Annotated in this window: 15 protein-coding genes; 8 read left to right on the forward strand and 7 right to left on the reverse strand. The window is 61.4% G+C overall.

What is annotated here, in order from left to right:
• Nucleotides 1–388 precede the first annotated feature (388 nt).
• Nucleotides 389–1,354 carry a calcium/sodium antiporter gene (locus tag AC13EY_RS04465; protein WP_228245051.1) on the forward strand — a complete coding sequence of 322 codons (966 nt, stop codon included), beginning with the start codon at nucleotides 389–391 and terminating at the stop codon, nucleotides 1,352–1,354.
• A gap of 144 nt (nucleotides 1,355–1,498) precedes the next feature.
• Here AC13EY_RS04465 and AC13EY_RS04470 read toward each other — a convergent pair whose 3' ends face one another.
• The gene (locus AC13EY_RS04470; protein WP_228244821.1) at nucleotides 1,499–2,383 is read right to left on the reverse strand and encodes a LysR family transcriptional regulator; all 885 of its coding nucleotides are present in this window, start codon (nucleotides 2,381–2,383) and stop codon (nucleotides 1,499–1,501) included.
• A 105-nt stretch (nucleotides 2,384–2,488) separates the two neighbouring features.
• Between AC13EY_RS04470 and AC13EY_RS04475 the strand changes: the two genes are divergently transcribed.
• Nucleotides 2,489–4,015, forward strand: a complete 1,527-nt coding sequence (locus tag AC13EY_RS04475) for an NADH-quinone oxidoreductase subunit L (protein ID WP_228244822.1) — start codon at nucleotides 2,489–2,491, stop codon at nucleotides 4,013–4,015.
• Nucleotides 4,012–6,459: a YbcC family protein gene (locus tag AC13EY_RS04480; protein ID WP_228244823.1), complete on the forward strand. Its 2,448-nt coding sequence runs from the start codon at nucleotides 4,012–4,014 to the stop codon at nucleotides 6,457–6,459. Before AC13EY_RS04475 ends, AC13EY_RS04480 begins: the two co-directional genes overlap by 4 nt.
• A 143-nt stretch (nucleotides 6,460–6,602) precedes the next feature.
• Here AC13EY_RS04480 and AC13EY_RS04485 read toward each other — a convergent pair whose 3' ends face one another.
• Nucleotides 6,603–7,460 (reverse strand): DUF6671 family protein, encoded by an 858-nt coding sequence (locus AC13EY_RS04485; protein WP_482876001.1) that lies wholly within the window; start codon nucleotides 7,458–7,460, stop codon nucleotides 6,603–6,605.
• A gap of 97 nt (nucleotides 7,461–7,557) precedes the next feature.
• Here AC13EY_RS04485 and AC13EY_RS04490 point away from each other — a divergent pair, with 97 nt between their 5' ends.
• On the forward strand, nucleotides 7,558–8,481 hold the full coding sequence (locus AC13EY_RS04490) for a LysR family transcriptional regulator (protein ID WP_228244825.1): 924 nt from the start codon (nucleotides 7,558–7,560) through the stop codon (nucleotides 8,479–8,481).
• Between the two features lie 4 nt (nucleotides 8,482–8,485).
• Here AC13EY_RS04490 and AC13EY_RS04495 read toward each other — a convergent pair whose 3' ends face one another.
• A complete protein-coding gene (locus AC13EY_RS04495; protein ID WP_228244826.1) occupies nucleotides 8,486–9,430 on the reverse strand; it encodes an L-threonylcarbamoyladenylate synthase in 945 nt (314 codons plus the stop codon).
• Nucleotides 9,431–9,628: 198 nt separating this feature from the next.
• On the opposite strand from AC13EY_RS04495, the gene AC13EY_RS04500 reads away from it, so the two are divergent.
• Nucleotides 9,629–10,585 (forward strand): sensor domain-containing diguanylate cyclase, encoded by a 957-nt coding sequence (locus AC13EY_RS04500; RefSeq protein WP_228244827.1) that lies wholly within the window; start codon nucleotides 9,629–9,631, stop codon nucleotides 10,583–10,585.
• Between the two features lie 60 nt (nucleotides 10,586–10,645).
• On the opposite strand, the gene AC13EY_RS04505 is transcribed toward AC13EY_RS04500, so the two are convergent.
• The 4 genes from AC13EY_RS04505 to AC13EY_RS04520 form a co-directional block, all read right to left on the reverse strand.
• Nucleotides 10,646–11,347 (reverse strand): SDR family NAD(P)-dependent oxidoreductase, encoded by a 702-nt coding sequence (locus tag AC13EY_RS04505; RefSeq protein ID WP_228244828.1) that lies wholly within the window; start codon nucleotides 11,345–11,347, stop codon nucleotides 10,646–10,648.
• Complete coding sequence (locus tag AC13EY_RS04510; protein ID WP_228244829.1) at nucleotides 11,347–11,871, reverse strand: DUF3833 domain-containing protein; 525 nt, start codon at nucleotides 11,869–11,871, stop codon at nucleotides 11,347–11,349. Before AC13EY_RS04510 ends, AC13EY_RS04505 begins: the two co-directional genes overlap by 1 nt.
• Nucleotides 11,872–12,402: 531 nt before the next feature.
• On the reverse strand, nucleotides 12,403–13,773 hold the full coding sequence (locus AC13EY_RS04515) for a heavy metal sensor histidine kinase (RefSeq protein WP_482875998.1): 1,371 nt from the start codon (nucleotides 13,771–13,773) through the stop codon (nucleotides 12,403–12,405).
• Nucleotides 13,770–14,441 (reverse strand): heavy metal response regulator transcription factor, encoded by a 672-nt coding sequence (locus AC13EY_RS04520; protein ID WP_228244831.1) that lies wholly within the window; start codon nucleotides 14,439–14,441, stop codon nucleotides 13,770–13,772. The genes AC13EY_RS04515 and AC13EY_RS04520 overlap by 4 nt, the downstream gene beginning before the upstream one ends.
• Before the next feature lie 142 nt (nucleotides 14,442–14,583).
• Between AC13EY_RS04520 and AC13EY_RS04525 the strand changes: the two genes are divergently transcribed.
• From AC13EY_RS04525 to AC13EY_RS04535, 3 genes are all read left to right on the forward strand, one after another.
• Complete coding sequence (locus tag AC13EY_RS04525; RefSeq protein WP_482875996.1) at nucleotides 14,584–15,078, forward strand: GlcG/HbpS family heme-binding protein; 495 nt, start codon at nucleotides 14,584–14,586, stop codon at nucleotides 15,076–15,078.
• A gap of 33 nt (nucleotides 15,079–15,111) precedes the next feature.
• A complete protein-coding gene (uraH, locus tag AC13EY_RS04530) occupies nucleotides 15,112–15,522 on the forward strand; it encodes a hydroxyisourate hydrolase (RefSeq protein ID WP_482875995.1) in 411 nt (136 codons plus the stop codon).
• A gap of 260 nt (nucleotides 15,523–15,782) precedes the next feature.
• Nucleotides 15,783–16,649, forward strand: coding sequence for a phytanoyl-CoA dioxygenase family protein (locus tag AC13EY_RS04535; protein WP_482875993.1), 867 nt, complete (start codon nucleotides 15,783–15,785; stop codon nucleotides 16,647–16,649).
• Nucleotides 16,650–16,671: the final 22 nt, after the last annotated feature.

A 16,671-nucleotide genomic window follows, 5' to 3' on the forward strand; every position in this document is an offset into this window, starting at 1 on the left:
ACTGCGATGTGTGGGACTCCCGGACCTCATAAACCATACGGATGGCCCGGTCACGGACTTCAGGGGAAAATTTGGTGTGCTTGCTCATATGGGCTCCATTCTCTCAAAGGGTGGAGCCTCCGCGAAACCCGGGGCGGTTCATTTTTACCAGCGTATTTTGACGTAAGGGCTCCATTGATGGGACTTTGTTGTATCCAGACCTGTCTATCCGTTATTTTGATACGGTATGGGTGGCGCTGTATGTGATTTGTTCCTGTCTTCTGATAGCTTGGCGTGGACCAGCGGGCGTTCGTGTGCCGGATGATGCAGGCACGTGGCACGCTGGCAGGATCTGCAGTTTTGTTCGTTGTCGATAACCCTCTATTTTCTCAGCGAGTTAAATGTCTATATGACGCTGGCAATCATTGCTGTTGTTCTGGGTTTGGTTCTTCTTGTCTGGAGTGCTGATCGTTTCGTCGAAGGATCGGCTTCAACCGCTCGCCATTTCGGTATGCCGCCGCTTCTGATCGGCATGGTGATCGTGGGGTTCGGTACATCGGCCCCAGAGATGGTGGTATCGGCGCTGGCTGCCTCCCAGGGAAACCCGGGGATCGCACTGGGCAACGCGTATGGCTCAAACATAACCAATATCGCCCTGATCCTCGGTGTGACCGCATTGATCAGTCCTATTGCCGTCCATTCGCAGGTGCTTCGCAAGGAGTTGCCGATTCTGACGGCGGTGACTGCGCTGGCTGCATGGCAGTTATGGGATGGTCATATCTCCCGACTCGACGCCGTCATATTGCTGTGCGTGTTTGCCGGCTTGATGGCCTGGACCATCTGGCAGGGGCTGCGCAAGCAGAGTGACGCGCTGGGAAGCGAAATGCAGCAGGAGCTGGACCAGAGCGTCATGCCAATTCGCCGCGCGGTTTACTGGCTGATTCTGGGGTTGGTACTGCTGATTGTCAGTTCCCGGATCCTGGTTTGGGGGGCCGTCGAGATCGCGCACGTGTTTGGCGTGAGCGACCTGATAATCGGCCTGACAATTGTTGCGGTGGGCACGTCGCTGCCTGAGCTGGCGTCTTCGGTTATCGCGGCCCGCAAAGGCGAGCACGATATCGCCCTCGGCAACATTCTGGGCTCGAATCTCTTCAATACCCTGGCTGTGGTTGGCATCGCAGGCATGATTCATCCATTGTCTGTCGGGCCGGAGGTATTCAACCGAGACATGCTGGTGATGATTGCGCTGACCGTATCGCTGTTTGTGATCGGCTACGGGTTTCGTAGCGCCGGGCGTATCAACCGTGTGGAAGGGGCTGCGTTAATGACAGCCTATGTGGCCTACACGACCTATCTGATCAGCACTGTATTCTAGCGCCGGAGTATGTCCGGCTTGTTCTGACTCGCAGCCTGAGATGCCGCGGTGGCCACAATTAGCTGCCGCCCGCCCGACTTTGCTGAAGCCGGGCGGGACTTTGCCGGGTTCTTGTGTTTCTGAGCATGGGAGAGCCTTGGCCGGTCACGCTTCCTGCGCTGCCTGCTGGAGCAGCTCGTCCAGGATACGCAGCCTGAATTGGCGCTCCAGGGTGACCGCAAAGAATTGCTCGGCAACGTCGGGTACCTCGGCGTAGAGTTGCAGCGCGCCGCTGCGCAGTTCGTCCTGCACGACGACCGCCGGCAGCAGGGCAACGTCACCGGAATCCCTGGCAAGCAGGCGCAGCATGGCCATGTCATCCACTTCTGCACATATGGTCGGTTTGAGGCCGTTGCTGTTGCAGTACACCTCGAATTGGCTGCGCACATCGCTGCTGGGGCCTGGAACGATCAAGCGCACCCGTTGCAGATCGCGCTGCAGATCAAACGGGGTTGCATGCTTGCGGGGCGGGCCGATCAGGCACACTGCCTGACGGGCGAGCCGGCGACATTGCCAGTTGCGATGGCTATCTGTGCTCACCGCCTTGTTGGTAAGCACGACGTCCAGTTTATGCACGGTGAGGCGCTCGAGCAGGTCATCGATGCTGCCGGATTCCAGCGTGATGCGCAGATCGTCACGACCGAGAAAGGGTCGCAGCAGGTTTTCCTGGAAGTTCCGCGACAGCGTAGCCACCGCACCAATACGCAATATCCTGCTGGCCTGCCGGCTGCTTTGCAGTGTGGTTTGCAGTTCGCTGCCAAGGGCAAAGATGTTTTCGGCGTAATCAAGCACCAGCTGGCCTGCTTCGGTGAGCTGCAGGCTCCGCCCGGCGCGCAGGAAGAGTGCATGGCCCAACTGATCTTCCAGCGCGCGGATCTGGGTCGACAGGGCTGACTGGGATACATGCAGGCTTTCGGCAGCACGTGTCAGATTGCCTTCTTTGGCGACGGCCCAAAAGTAGTGCAGGTGGTGGAAATTCAGTCGACGCATCAAGTTCATTCTTTTTAAGTTAATAATCCATTCTTATCTATCTATTTTTATTATTTCAAGCACTCTCCGACACTTGGCCAGTCACGTTGTTGCGGAGTGCCTTTCATGCCGAGTTTGTCCATTTCCCTGCTTCAGTTGCTGCCGATGATCTATGCGGCGGCGCTGCTGCCGGTTGTCCTCGCACGCTCCGTGCGGGCTTTATGGTTGCCTGCACGCGTTGCGGCTTTTCTGGCCCTGCTGTTTGTCGTCATGGGCGGATTTGAGGCAGCCTCTGAAGGGCTACGCAATGATCGCCTGGGGTTATTGATGGCAGGTCTGATTGGTCTGCTGGCCATGGTGATCGTCGAGTATTCCCATCGCTACCTGGAGGGTGAGGCAGGGCAGCGACGCTACGTACTCTCGTTGCTGGGGACCCTGGCCTGCGTAGCTACAGTGGTGACCAGCACCGACCTTTATGTGCTGGTGGGTGCCTGGATCCTGTCCAGTCTGTGCCTGCATCAGTTGTTGACCTTCTATCGCGATCGGCCACAGGCAATTGTGGTCGCGCACAAGAAATTTCTCGCCAGCCGGCTTGCCGATATTTGCATGCTGATGGCGACTGTTCTGCTTGTGCGAGCAGCGGGCGACAGCAATATCGCCGTCATCCTGCAGGTGCTTGACGTGCGCTTGCAGGCCGATGGTCAGCCAGGCTGGGACATGCAGTTGGCCGCTTTGCTGCTTGCCATGGCGGTGATTCTCAAGTCGGCACAGCTGCCGGTGCATGGCTGGCTGATTCAGGTAATGGAGGCGCCGACGCCAGTATCAGCTCTGCTGCATGCAGGCGTAGTCAATCTGGGTGGTTTTCTTCTGCTGCGCTTCGCACCGCTGTTTTCCGTAACGGTACCGGCGCAGACCCTGCTGGTAGTGGTCGGCGGTTTAACCGCAATGCTGGCGGCACTGGTCATGATGACGCGGGTAAGCATCAAGGTACGCCTGGCCTGGTCCACCTGTGCGCAGATGGGGCTGATGCTGCTCGAATGCGGGCTTGGGCTGTGGGAACTGGCGCTGGTGCACTTGCTGGCCCACTCGCTCTATAAAGCCTATGCCTTCCTGGCAGCCGGAGAAACGGTAGCTCATGCGCGTCATCACGCGCTGCATCCGAAGGTCCCGGTTCCAGCGCTGAGCAGCCTGCTTGTGGTCATTGTGTTGGCTGGCGGCGTGCTGATTGTACTGCAGGCGTTCGTGACGAACCTGTTGCCGGGACATCAATTGCCCCTGGTAGCGTTGGCCATCCTGGCCGTTGGTCTCGCACCCTGGTGCCTGCGTCGCGGCCAACTCGGGTACGGCCTGCTGATGTTTTGCCTGCTGCTTGGCACTTATCTGCTCTGGCATGAGATTGCCAAATGGATACTGGCGCAGCAGTTCAGCCCGGCCCCTGCCGCATTGAACATCTTCGCCGTTGCGCTGTTTCTGACGTTGTATCTGATTCAGGCCCAGATTCTGGCCAATCCTGCGGGTGCTTTGGCCAAGCGTCTGTATCCGCTGGCATTCGCCGGTTTCTCCCTTGATGAACACTTCACCCGCCTGACCTTCCGGGTATGGCCTCCGCGCCCGCTGCACCCTGTTGCCCCGACTCATGGAGATCGCCAATGACCGCGTTTGAATCCTTCACCGGCCTCGACCGGGACGCCCTGCACGATGCCGTTCGTCAGTCTTGTGCGAAGATAGCGCCGACCTGGCCGCTGGACCGCATGATCGCCGTCAACCCGCTTTGGGAGCGCAGGGAGCAGGCGTGGCATAGCGTCGCCGAGCAGCTCTGGCAGCGCGCAGGTATCAGCCTGACCCTCAAGTCCGACGACTACCGCAGGGCCTGGCATGACGGGGTCATTGCCGAACGTCATCTTCTGCAAGCGCAAACCGAGCAGGGGGGATCACTCAGCGTCGAGCAATTGTTGCGGGCGCTGGATGAGTCGCCGGCCGACCTCAACGGGCTGCCGCTGCTGGAGGATATGGCCGATCCCAGTATTACGCTGCCGGGATGGCCGGTACTGATCAATCAGCAGATTGGTCAGTGCTGTGCGGCCTGGTTCGACCACGAACAGGCAGACTGGCGGCCAGGCGAAAGCGCCGGTCTTTACCAGGCCTGGCGCGCCAGCATGCTGGAGGACAGGGGATTGAGTGTGCTCAGTGCCTGCCCGCAACTGCATCAGCGTATTGAAGAGCTGCCTTGCGAACCGCTTGCCGCGCTGGCGTTTGCGGTGGAGCGTCTTGGGCTCAAGCCGGATGAGTGGCACCTGTGGTTCGATTGTTTGCTGTTGCGCAGCCTGGGCTGGGCGTCCTGGTGTGCCTATCTGCGCTGGCAGGCCCGATTGCAGGGGGAGGACGATCACTCCGTCATGGCGCTGCTGGCAATCCGCGCGGCCTGGGAGTCGTTGGTCGATGATCGTCAGCGCGGCAACGGCAGCCGTTGGCAACAGTGGCGTGCGGACTGGCAGGCCCATCTGCACCAGCCGCCATCGGCTGCCTGGCGCGCTTTGCAGTTGTGGCAGCGGGCCGAGGAACTGTCGTGGCAGGAGCAGTTGCATAACCGGCTGTGTCAGACGCAGCCGTCAGCGACGCCCGAGGTTCCGGTAGCCAAGCTGTTCTTCTGTATCGACGTGCGTTCCGAGCCGATGCGGCGGGCGCTGGAGCAGACCTGTCCGGCAATCGAAACGGCGGGCTTTGCCGGCTTTTTCGGGCTGCCGATTGCTTACACGCCGCTGGGCACGGGAGCGACACGCCCGCAGCTACCCGGTCTGCTGGCGCCTCAGCTCCAGGTCAGTGACAGTAGTGGCGATGCGGCAAGGGATCAGCGTCTGACCCTGCTGCGTCAGAGCCGTTTGACCCGCCGTGACCGCTGGCGACTGTTCGAACGACTGCCCGCTTCAACCTTTACCCTGGTTGAGAGTATCGGACTGGGATACGCCGGTGCCTTGCTGGGGCGTACCTTCGGGATAACAGGCAACGACGTTGAGCCGCACCGCAGCGCCCTGCAGCTGCGCGAGTGGGCCCAGCTGGCACCGCAGCTACCGGCCATGACAGCAGCGCAGAAGGGTGATCTGGCCGAGCGTATTCTCAAGGCCATGGGGATTTACGGAGCTGTGCCGGCACTGGTTGTGTTACTCGGACACGGCAGCCAGAGCAGTAACAACCCGCAGGCAGCGGGCCTGGATTGCGGCGCCTGTTGCGGGCAAAGCGGCGAGGTCAATGCGCGTCTGCTGGCCAGACTGTTCAACGAACCGGCTGTGCAGGCACAGCTGCGCGAGCGGGGCGTCGACCTGCCACCCCAGTTTCATGCTCTGGCCGGGTTGCACAATACAACCACGGACGAAATTCGGATTTTCGATCCTGAGGCGATTCCGGCGGCCCTTCAGGCCAATTGGCAGCAATTGCGTCAGGCGCTGGATACGGCCACAGCCAAGGTGCGTCAGCAGCGAGCCGCCGGACTTGGAATGGAAGCACTGCAGGACCAACCTGACAGGTTGTTGAGCCGCCTGCGCCGGCGTGCGCGCGACTGGGCCCAGACCCGGCCGGAGTGGGGGCTGGCCGGCAATGCGGCATTTATTGCCGCGCCGCGTTCCAGAACCCGTAGTATCGATCTGCAGGGGCGTGCCTTTTTGCATGACTATGACTGGCGTCAGGACGAAGGCGGCGGTGTGCTGGAGCTGATCATGACCGCGCCGATGGTGGTAGCCCACTGGATCAACCTTCAGTACTTCACGTCCACTACGGACAACCTGCGGTTCGGCAGTGGCAACAAGCTGCTTCACAACGTGGTGGGGGGGCATATCGGCGTGTTCGAGGGGAACGGCGGCGATCTGCGGATCGGCCTCGCCAAACAATCGCTGCACGATGGCGAGCAGTGGATGCATCGGCCGCTGCGGCTGCAGGCCGTGATTGAAGCGCCCCGGGCGATGATCGATGAGGTGATCTCCACTCATCAGGCGGTGCGTGACCTCGTCCACAATGGCTGGCTTGAATTGCTGCGCATGGATGGCACGCCGTTGCGGCTGGAGCGTCGCACGGCCGGGGGCTGGCAGCCGCTGCCCGGGTTGTAAATAGAGGGGGTGGTCGCGCTGTACCGCCAAGCGGTGCAGCGCGCCTGGAATTCGGGCAGTTGGTTATCTGTCCGGGTGCGACATGATGTTGGCTGCAGCTTATGCAGGAAGGGTATGGCCGAGCGCCCGGTCGGCCATTGTCGTCACGGATTACAGCGTTCGCAGTGCCCGGGGGCGGCCAGTTGGCTGGTAGCGATGCGTTCCTGGTACTCGCACGCGGGGCATTCCCAGATGTAGGCCGCCGCCAGGGGAGTGCTCAGGTCGCAATCGGCACATGACAGGCCAGGCTCGCTGCGTGCGATGGCGTAGCCCGGCGCACTGCAGCGAGGGCAAAGACTGCCCAGCTGTTTTGCCAGTTGCTCGCCTGCCTCGCGGATCATCTGCTGGCGCAGGGGGTTGAGGTGGGCCCGCATGTCGGTTTCGAGCCAGACCGCTGGGTGCTGAGTGAGCAGGATAGCGATCTTGTCCAGCAACCAGTCGCGGTCGCGGATGCCTTTCTGGAACCAGCGTTCATCCGGTCGCCCAAGAATCAGTGCATGGGTCGGGAAGCGCGCGCGCTGCATGAAGGATTCTGCGGCTTGCAGGCTGTCGATCTCGCCCTGCGCATAATTGGTAGCCCCCGAGCTGGCCATGACGTAGACGGCATACTGGCGTTCGTCATCCCACAGGCAAAGGATCTCGTAATTCCATGGCATCCAGCCAAGATGCGGATCGGGGCCGAAGCTGCCCTCGCTGCCCAGACCGTAGCGCGTTGCTGCCAGAGAACAGGCCAGTTTGGCCTTGCGAAGTGCGGTGTCGTGGGCACTGCCCTGGCGCGGTATTTCCCGGCTGAAGGTGCCGAAATTATCGGTGTCGTAGCTGCTGATCGGCTGGACATCCAGACCCAGCGGAGCCAGGGCATCGGAGACCAGATGCGCCTTGTCGTGGCAGGTCAGGAAAGCGACGCAATGCGCCGGAGATTGGGCCGCTTGATGCGCTGGACGGGCGAAAGTGATGTTCATGAGCAAGGTCTCCTTGCAGGGATCTTGCATGCAGTTTGAACAGTAATGACTATAGTAAAAAATAGATTATTTGGCAGGAAACCATAGTCAAAAAGCTATGAAAAGACAGCATTTCCACACGCGCCAAACGACCTTCAGACAGCTGGAAACCTTTCTGGTGGTTGCCGAGCGTCTCAGCGTAACGGAGGCGGCACGCGTGCTGCATCTGGCCCAGCCGTCGGTATCGACACAGATTGCCAAACTGGAACAATCGCTCGGTTTGAAGCTGTTCGAGCAGATTGGCAAGCGCCTGCATCTGACCGATGCCGGTAAAGAAGTGCAGGCTGGCGCCCGGCAGATTTTTGCCGCGCTGGACCACCTGGATATGCGCCTGGCCCACCTTAACGGCCTGACTGCAGGCCAGTTGCGTCTGGGCGCCGTTACCACGGCAAAGTATCTGGTACCGCGCCTGCTGGGACCGTTCTGCCGCCAGTATCCCCAGGTCGAGGTGGAGTTGAATATCGCCAACCGCTCCGAGGTGATTCGCCGCCTCGAACGCAATCTGGATGATCTGTATGTGTTCAGCCAGCCACCCAGACACCTTGATCTGGATGTCATTCCCCTCGCTGACAACCCGCTGGTAGTTATTGCGCCTGCAGGGCATCGGTATGCCGGCAAACGCCTGCGCTGGGAGCAGCTTGTTGATGAGCCCTTCCTCAGCCGAGAACCCGGATCGGGCACAAGGCTGGCTATCGAGGAGCACTTTGCCCGTTTTGGCTGGACTGTGCGTCCGCAGATGACGATCGAAAGTAATGAGGCGATCAAGGAGTCTGTCGCCGCAGGGTTGGGCATCGCCATTCTGTCACGGCATACCCTTATTCATACCGCGCCTGGCAATCTCGTCGAGCTTGATGTGGAGGGGTTTCCGATTCCGAATCGCTGGTACCTGGTGCGCTGGCGAACCAAGAACCCGTCTCCCGCAGCGCAGGCATTCAGCCGTTTTGCCGAGATACCATCCGATACGCCAGCTCTGCCGCAATAGCCACTCAGTTCAGGCGCTGGCTGGCACGCGCCAGTCGGTCGTGCACTGCCGCCCAGGCCGCGTCCGACGGCGGCAATTGAATATACAGGCGCCTCAGGTCAAGTGCGTCCAGCTCATAGAGTGCTGCATACAGGTTGGCAGCATAAACGTGGGGATCTGCGCCGAGATCCAGTGCCGGGCCATGGGTGGGTTGCGCGTTTGTGCACCATAGCCAGCCACAATCCGTCGACCCAAGCGCTTCAGTTGGCGTCTCCCGGAACGTCAGCGTGGTGGTTGTCGGTGCATAGTGCCGGTGGTGCTGACCCGGTGCACGAGGGCCACCGTCCCGGTCCGCCAGCGGCTGACCCAGAACAGCCTCCAGTGCAGACTGGCCCAGCATGCCGGTGCGCAACAGGCGAGGGCGATCACCCGGAAGAACGCTGACAATGGTCGATTCCAGGCCTACCTGGCAGCTTCCGCCGTCGAGAATCAGCAGGTCACTGTCGGCAAACTGCTGCGCCACATGGGCTGCACAGGTCGGGCTGATGGACATGTAACGGTTGGCCGACGGCGCGACCAGCGCACCGCCAAAGGCGCTCAGCAGCGCCCGTGCGGTCGGATGAGCCGGAACCCGCAGGGCGACGCTGTCCTGGCCGGCGGTGACCAGACGTGACACCTCGTCGCGTGCCGGCAGTACCAGCGTCAGCGGCCCCGGCCAGAACTCGGCCATCAGCTCTTTGGCTGCAGTCGGTACGACAGATGCCCACTCAGTGGCCTGTGCGGCGTTTTCCAGATGCACGATCAACGGATTGTTGCCAGGGCGGCCCTTGAGCGCGAATACCTGCTGCACCGCCGTGTCCTGACGGGCATCGGCGGCGAGTCCGTAGACGGTTTCGGTTGGCATCGCGACCAGTTGGCCGGCGCGCAGCCGGGCAGCGCAGTCGTTGAGGTTCTCGGTAATCCGGGGCATTTGAGCAGCGTGTCTGTCGTGGCGGAAAGCTCGGCATTATACGCCCTTGGCGGCGCCAGCGGATCTTTGCGCGGCGCTTGTACGAAGAGCTGGGGCTGATAATGGCGTATTTATAAATGCCCGGGAGAACAGGGTTGCTGATATGCTTGCCCGGTTGGGTTCGCGTTACGCGCACTCGCCGGTTTTTAGGGGTGAATAATGGCCGCTGAAGTAGTAGTCGAGCGAGTAGGGAATGCAGGCGAAGGTGCCACTGACGGCTTCTTTCGTGCGGTACTGGATGGTCTGGAAGACCAGATTGCCGTGCTTAATGAACTGGGCGTAATCGTTTTTGTTAATCACACCTGGCGCACTGTGGCACAGTCCAACGGCGTGGCTCCGGAGTTTGACTGGACTGGGCAGAATTATCTCGGTGTCTGCCGTTCGGCCATCCGTTGCGGTGACGCCGATGCCTCATCCGTCGCGGATGCACTGGAAGATCTGATATCCGGTCGCGCGGAGACCTTTTATCACGAATATCCGTGTCATACCCCTGAAGCGAAACAGTGGTTCATTCTCAGGGGCGCACGTACCCTTTTTTCAGGCAAGGTTTACGTCGTCCTCAGCCATCACAATATCACCCGTCGCAAGCTGAGCGAGCAGGCAGCCGAACACTCAGCTCACCACGACCCTCTGACCGCACTGGCCAACCGCCGCGGTTTTCAGACCTTCCTGGCCAAGGTGTGGCGTCGTGCCCGGCGTGCGATCAGCCCCATCAGCGTGCTGATCATCGATCTGGACAACTTCAAGTCTTTCAACGACAGCCTGGGCCATCTTGAAGGAGATCAGGCCCTGGTGAAAGTTGGCGCAGTGCTGGCGGCGTGCGCGCGCCGGGAAACAGATATGGCGGCGCGCTTTGGCGGCGACGAATTCGTGCTGGTGATGCCGGATACCGATGCCGCCGGGGCCGAGACAGTTGCGCGAAAAATCGTTGACGAGGTTGATCGTCTGCACCTTGTTTGCGCTGATGGGGTTCAGGTCAGAGCCAGCGTCGGTTTGGCAAGTCGCATTCCCGAGCAGGCGCAGGACTGTCCTGATCGCTATGCGCTGCTGCAGCTGGCCGACGATGCCCTCTACAAGGTCAAGGACAGTGGCGGTGGGGCTGTGCGCCAGGGCTAGCGAGAGGGAGGTGCGCAGCAAACCCGACTCTACAGCCATGCAGCAGCCCTCGACTGCCGGTTACCACTCGATGCGCTCGCCGTTGTAAGTGAAAAAACCGCCGCTATCGGCTGGCGTGCCGTTGTCGATAACGGCCAGCAGCTCCCGGGCCGCCTGTGCGGCGGGACGCGCTGCAGCGGCGCCACGAAACGGCTGGGACAGCGCTGACTGGACGGTGCCCGGATGCAGACTCAGCAGCCGCGCCCTGGGCGCACGTCGAGCCAGCTCGATGGAGGCGGTTTTGATCAGCATGTTCAACGCCGCCTTGGACGCGCGATAGGCATACCAGCCACCCAGCCGGTTATCACCAATGCTGCCGACTTTGGCAGAGAGCAAGGCCATGGCGCCCTGAGGATCCAGCAGCGGCAGGAAATCGCGCAGCAACAGCGCCGGCCCCAGCGTATTGACCTGAAAAACCGCCTGCAGGGCGTCTGCATCCAGTGCTGACAGGCTCTTTTCCGGCCGGATGCCCGGGCGATGGAGCAAGCCGCTGCTGACGATGATCAGGTGGTACGGCGCGTGCTGTGCAACGGCCTCAGCAGCCCGGGGAATGGAGGCTGCATCTTCCAAATCCAGCGGGGGCGCGCTGTTGCGGCTCAAGCGCGTCACCAGCGCACACCCCGGATCAGCTTCAAGCGCATCACAGAAGGCCTGACCCAGCGCGCCGCTGGCGCCGATGACCAGTGCGCGATACCCGTTGCCGAATGATTTAAGCGCTGTCATCAGTTCTGGCGACGGAAGAACAGGGTTACCTGGCCCAGCTCGACGCCGAACTTCAGCATGCTTGATCGGTTGATCAGGGTATCTTCGTCCATCAGGTACATCCAGTCGTCAAAGGTCACCACATAGGTAGTGTCGTCGACCGGCAGGTTGAGCTGGTATTGCCAACGCAGGGCGTTACCCGCCAGTTCACCGATGGCTTCGCCGATCACGTCATCGGCGGTACCGCGCCAGCGGTCGGTGCCATCCGGGGTCAGGGTCCAGACCCGCTGCTGGGTGGTGCCGTCGCTGTAGAGAAAGCGCTCATCGAGAATCAGGCGATCGCCGTCGCGTTGGCTGGTGATGTCGACATGGAAGCGCTTGATGACCTGACCGCTGCGGTCCTGGAAGATGCCCCAGGCCTCGACGGGCCGGTCGAAGAAGCTGATCAGATCCAGTTTCGGTTGTTCGCCTGCATAATCCTGCACCGTGACGCTGCCGCAGCTGGCAAGCCACAGACAGCAAAAAAGCACCAGAAGCCGTTTCATGTTCCACCTCGTATTCGGGTCAAGATTGCCTGATACCGTTAACCACGCCAACGCGCCAGGGCGTGGCCGGACGAGCACCGGGCGCTAACGACAAATCCTATACGTAATATTTGTGATGTACAGCATTTGAATAACTTTTACCTGTGTCTTTATCGGCACAAACCCGCGCGATGGATGTTTTACCGGGGATGGCGTGAAGGCAGGAAAGCCGCAGAGGCGGGTGTTGTACAACGGCCTGGCAGCGAGCCGAAAGGGAGGAGTGGGGCGACCGTCAGCGAGGCTGACGGTCGGGAGTGGCAGCGAGAGGGCTTACTGGCGTTCGAGGTGCTTGGCGTGCATCTGGCGCAGGCGTTCGCTGCCATCTTCGGCGTGGGCTGACAGTGTGGTCATGAACAGGGCAGACAAGGTCAGGGCAATCAGGTATTTCATCGGGGATTCTCTCCGGGCTGTGCGCGGTGACCGTCACCGCATTACCCGGCTACGATAGGGCACTGCCGGCAACCGCCGGATGACCCGGGGATTACAGTGTTGTCATGTTGCGGTGAGCGCAAACACCAGTTCAAAGCGCACGCCGTCGTCCTCGTTGGTGACGCTGGCGTGGCCACCATGCTGGCGCATGATCGCCTGCACTATGGCCAGTCCCAGCCCGCCGGTGCTGCCCGGCGCACTGCGCGAGGGGTCAGCCCGATAAAAGCGGTCGAACAGGTGGGTCAGGTGGGGCTGTTCAATGTGGGCGCCCCGGTTGGTTACCGCAAGCACGCACTGGCCTTCGCTGTGGGCGCTGCTGATGGTAATGTCGCTGCCGGTGTCGGCGTGACGGATGGCGTTGGCAATCAGGTTGGCAAGGGCTCTGGTCAGCATCTCCGGGTCGGCCTGCAGGCTTCCCTGACAGTGGTTTTGCAGCCTCAGACCGTGCTCCTCGGCCATGTCCTCGAAGTAGTCGCACAGCCGTGCAGTCAGATCGTGCAGATCGACCGTTTGACGTTGCACTGCGGTGGTCGGGTGCTCACTGCGGGCCAGAAACAGCAGGCTATCGATCATTCGCGCCAGGCGTTCAAACTCCTCCAGGTTGGACTCCAGCACCTGCTCATAGCGGTCGACCGAACGGGCCTTGCTCAGCACCTGCTGAGTCTGGCCTATCAGGTTGTTCAGCGGGGTCCGCATCTCGTGTGCCAGATCGGCCGAGAAGCGCATCAGTTGCTGATAACCCTCGTCTATCCGTGTCAGCGCCTGATTCAGGTTGTGCTCAAGCCCATCGAGTTCGGCGTAGGTACTGCCGGTGTGCAGGCGGGTGTGCAGCCGAGCGGCATCCAGCTCGGCGGCCTGTGCCGCGAGTTGGCGCAGCGGGCGCAGACCACGACGGCTGATCAGGGCGGCAAGCACAAAGCTGAGCAGGCCTGCGCAGAGCAGGGCGAGGACCAGATTGTTGCGGTAGGCCGCCAGCATGTTCTCGCGCTCGCTGAGCAGGTGCCCGGCCACCAGCGTCAGCGTCTGACCGTGGATACGGCTTTGCTGGGTAACCAGTCGATAGGATGGCTCACCCGAGCCCTCTTGAAAATGTGGCTCCGGGCCGGCGTGCAGATCCGGTAATGGCAATTCGCGGGGATTGATGCTGATCAGCACAGTGCCGCTGCTATCGAGCACCCAAAGGAAATGTTCGGTGTTGCCGAGCATGTTGGCGTACAGCTCGGGGCGTGCCCGCAACGTCTGTATATCCGCTGCGTCGCGCAGCAGGTTCGCCATGCGGTCGAGCCGTCCGAGCAGGGTCTGGTCATCGCGCCAGGCGATTTCCTGCTGCAGCGAGCGGTACAGATACAGTCCGATGCCGCCGAGCACCAGCAAGCTGACCAGTGCGAAGGCCAGCGCAAGGCGCAGGCTGAGGGAGCGACGCCAACGGTTCATGGCGCCTCGTCCAGCTTGTAACCCATGCCGCGTACGGTGTGAATCAGCTTGAGATCGAACGGATCATCAAGCTTGGCGCGCAGACGGCGCACGGCAACGTCAACCACATTGGTGTCGCTCTCGAAATTGATATTCCAGACCTCCGAGGCGATGCGGCTGCGCGACATGACTTCACCGGGGTGGCTGACCAGCAACTGCAACAGCGCAAATTCGCGGTTGGTCAGATGAATGCGCTGGCCCTGGCGGTGCACCTGCCGCCGCAGAAGGTCGACCTGCAGATCCGCCAGCCGGTAGAACTCGACCTCACGCAGCGGTGCCCGGCGCAGCAGACTGCGCACGCGGGCCAGCAGTTCTGCGTAGGAGAACGGTTTGACCAGATAGTCGTCTGCGCCCAGTTCCAGACCCTTTACCCGGTCCTCAACGCTGTCGCGGGCGGTCAGGAACAGCACCGGCGTATCGGCGCGGCTGCGGATCAGACGCAGCAACTGCCAGCCGTCCATACCGGGCAGCATGACGTCGAGTATCACCAGATCAAAACGGTCTTCTTCCATCAGATGGCGCGCATCAAGGCCGTTGAGCGCGATGTCGACCTGAAAGCCGGACTCGCTCAGTCCGCGTTGCAGGTACTCGGCTGCCTTGGGTTCATCTTCTGCCACCAGAATGCGCATCGTGTTCTCCTCCTTCAGGCTGACAGAGTAGAGCCAAGCGCGCCGGATGCCCATTACAAAAGCGTAATCTGCCGGCAATGCTGCCGATGGCCTGGGCGCTGCAGCATGCGGCTGTGCTTGATCAACCCAGGAGATTCCGCAGATGCACATATCCAAACCAGTCCTTGCGCTGGCCGTCGGCCTTGGCGCCGGTGCCGTGCAGGCCGACACCGTTGCCATTGCCAGCCGCCCCGACCTCACGCTGTCACTGGCCAATCAACTGGCCGATGCCACGCTCGCGGCCTGCCACGCCCGGCAGCGAACCGCTGTGGTGGCCGTGGTCGACCGGTCCGGCCAACTGGTCAGCCTGCAGCGTGACGACAACGTAGGTCCGCACAACACCGTTGCTGCCCAGCGCAAGGCCTTTACCGCGCTGTCGGCCAAGACACCAACGCTGCTGCTCGCCGAGCGAGCCCGAAGTAATGCTGATGCTGCCAACCTCACGACCCTTGATGAGCTGTTGCTGCTGGGTGGGGGTGTGCCCGTGCTGGTCGACGGCGCAGTCATCGGCGCGGTGGGCGTGGCCGGTGCTGGCGGCGCCGAAACCGATCAGGCCTGCGCCCAGAGCGCTATTTCACAGGTTTTCCCGGCGCAATAACGCGCATTTATCTCACTGTCTGGAGTTATGTTTATGAATCGTATCCTTGTTACCGCTGGCGCTGTGCTGCTGGCAACCATGAGCAGCCTGGCCGCCGCTGCGAACAACCCGCTCAGCGTTCACGTACTCAATCTTGAGAGCGGCTTGCCGTCACCGGACGTTCAGGTAACGCTGGAGCGTCTGCAGGGTGAGCAATGGCAGGCACTCAGCGAAGGTGTGACCAACGCACAGGGCCGCATTACCGCGCTGTATCCGGACGATCAGACGCTCACGGGCGGCACCTACCGCGTGACCTTCAAAACCGGTGACTGGTTTGCGAAGCAGCAGGCCAAGACCTTCTTCCCGGAAGTGCCGGTGATCTTCGAGGTGGATGCCTCTGTACCCCATTACCACATCCCGCTGCTGCTCAGCCCCTATGGGTTCTCAACCTATCGCGGCAACTGAGCGATTGGTGCCCCCCTGGGGCGCTGCCCGCCGGTAGCGCCCCAATCATTTGTTCTCTGAATAGCCCCTCAACAGCAGACTGACCAGTCCGGTAATTGGCAGGATCGTCCGCCTTGTGCCCCTTATCAGGGGATCCAGCCTCTCTACAATGGGGTATCGCCGCGCTGCGCTTGGTGCGGTCATCGCATCGTTCACGTCCACCGATGCCGACAGGTGCCTCGCACCTGCGCGTCGGCCAACAACGACAACAGGGGGCGAGCATGAGTCAGCGTGTGTTATCCGGTGACAGTGAGTACCTTAAAAGCGGCCACGCCAAGGCTTACCAGTCAACGGCGGGTAGTCAGGAGGCGGTCGATGCCGCCGAACTTGAGCGGCTGCATGCAGCACTATTGCGCGACGGCTATGTGATTCTGGAGCGAATTGTCCCCGAGGCACAGGTCGAGCAGATCAGCGCCGAGTTGCGCAGCCTGTTGCCCGCGCACTGCGGGCGCAACGATTTCGAGGGCACGCTGACCCAGCGGCTCTACGCGGTGATTACCAAGACCCTGGCCTGCAACCCGCTGGTGGAACATCCGCTGGTGCTGGGGTTGCTGGATCGAGTACTGGCGCCGAATTATCTGCTGTCGCAGTTGCAGGTGATCAACATTCTGCCCGGCGAGCAGGCGCAACCGCTGCATCACGACGATGCCTTCTACCCGGTGCCGCGTCCACGTCCGCATTTCGGCGCGGCGACCATTATCGCGATGGACGACTTTACCGCCGACAACGGCGCAACCGTGGTGATCCCCGCCAGTCATACCTGGGACGGTCATGCGCCAACGCCCGACGACTGCGCCAGATCGATCCCGGTGATCATGCCCAAGGGTTCGATGGTGCTGTTTCTCGGCACCCTCTGGCATGGCGGTGGCGCCAACCAGAGCGCCGCGCCGCGTCTTGCCGTGACCGCGCAGTACTGCGAGCCCTGGGTACGTCAGCAGGAGAACTTCAGCCTGTCTGTTCCGCTGCCGCGCGCCCGCGAATGCAGTCCGCATATTCAGCGGATGCTGGGATATTCGATCCACCCGCCGTTCATGGGCATGGTCAACGGCATGCATCCCAGGCGGCTGCTGGAAGACAAGCCCAGCTGACCCACTCCTCACTCACTCCTGA

This window comes from Halopseudomonas sp. L-58, from assembly GCF_056859475.1.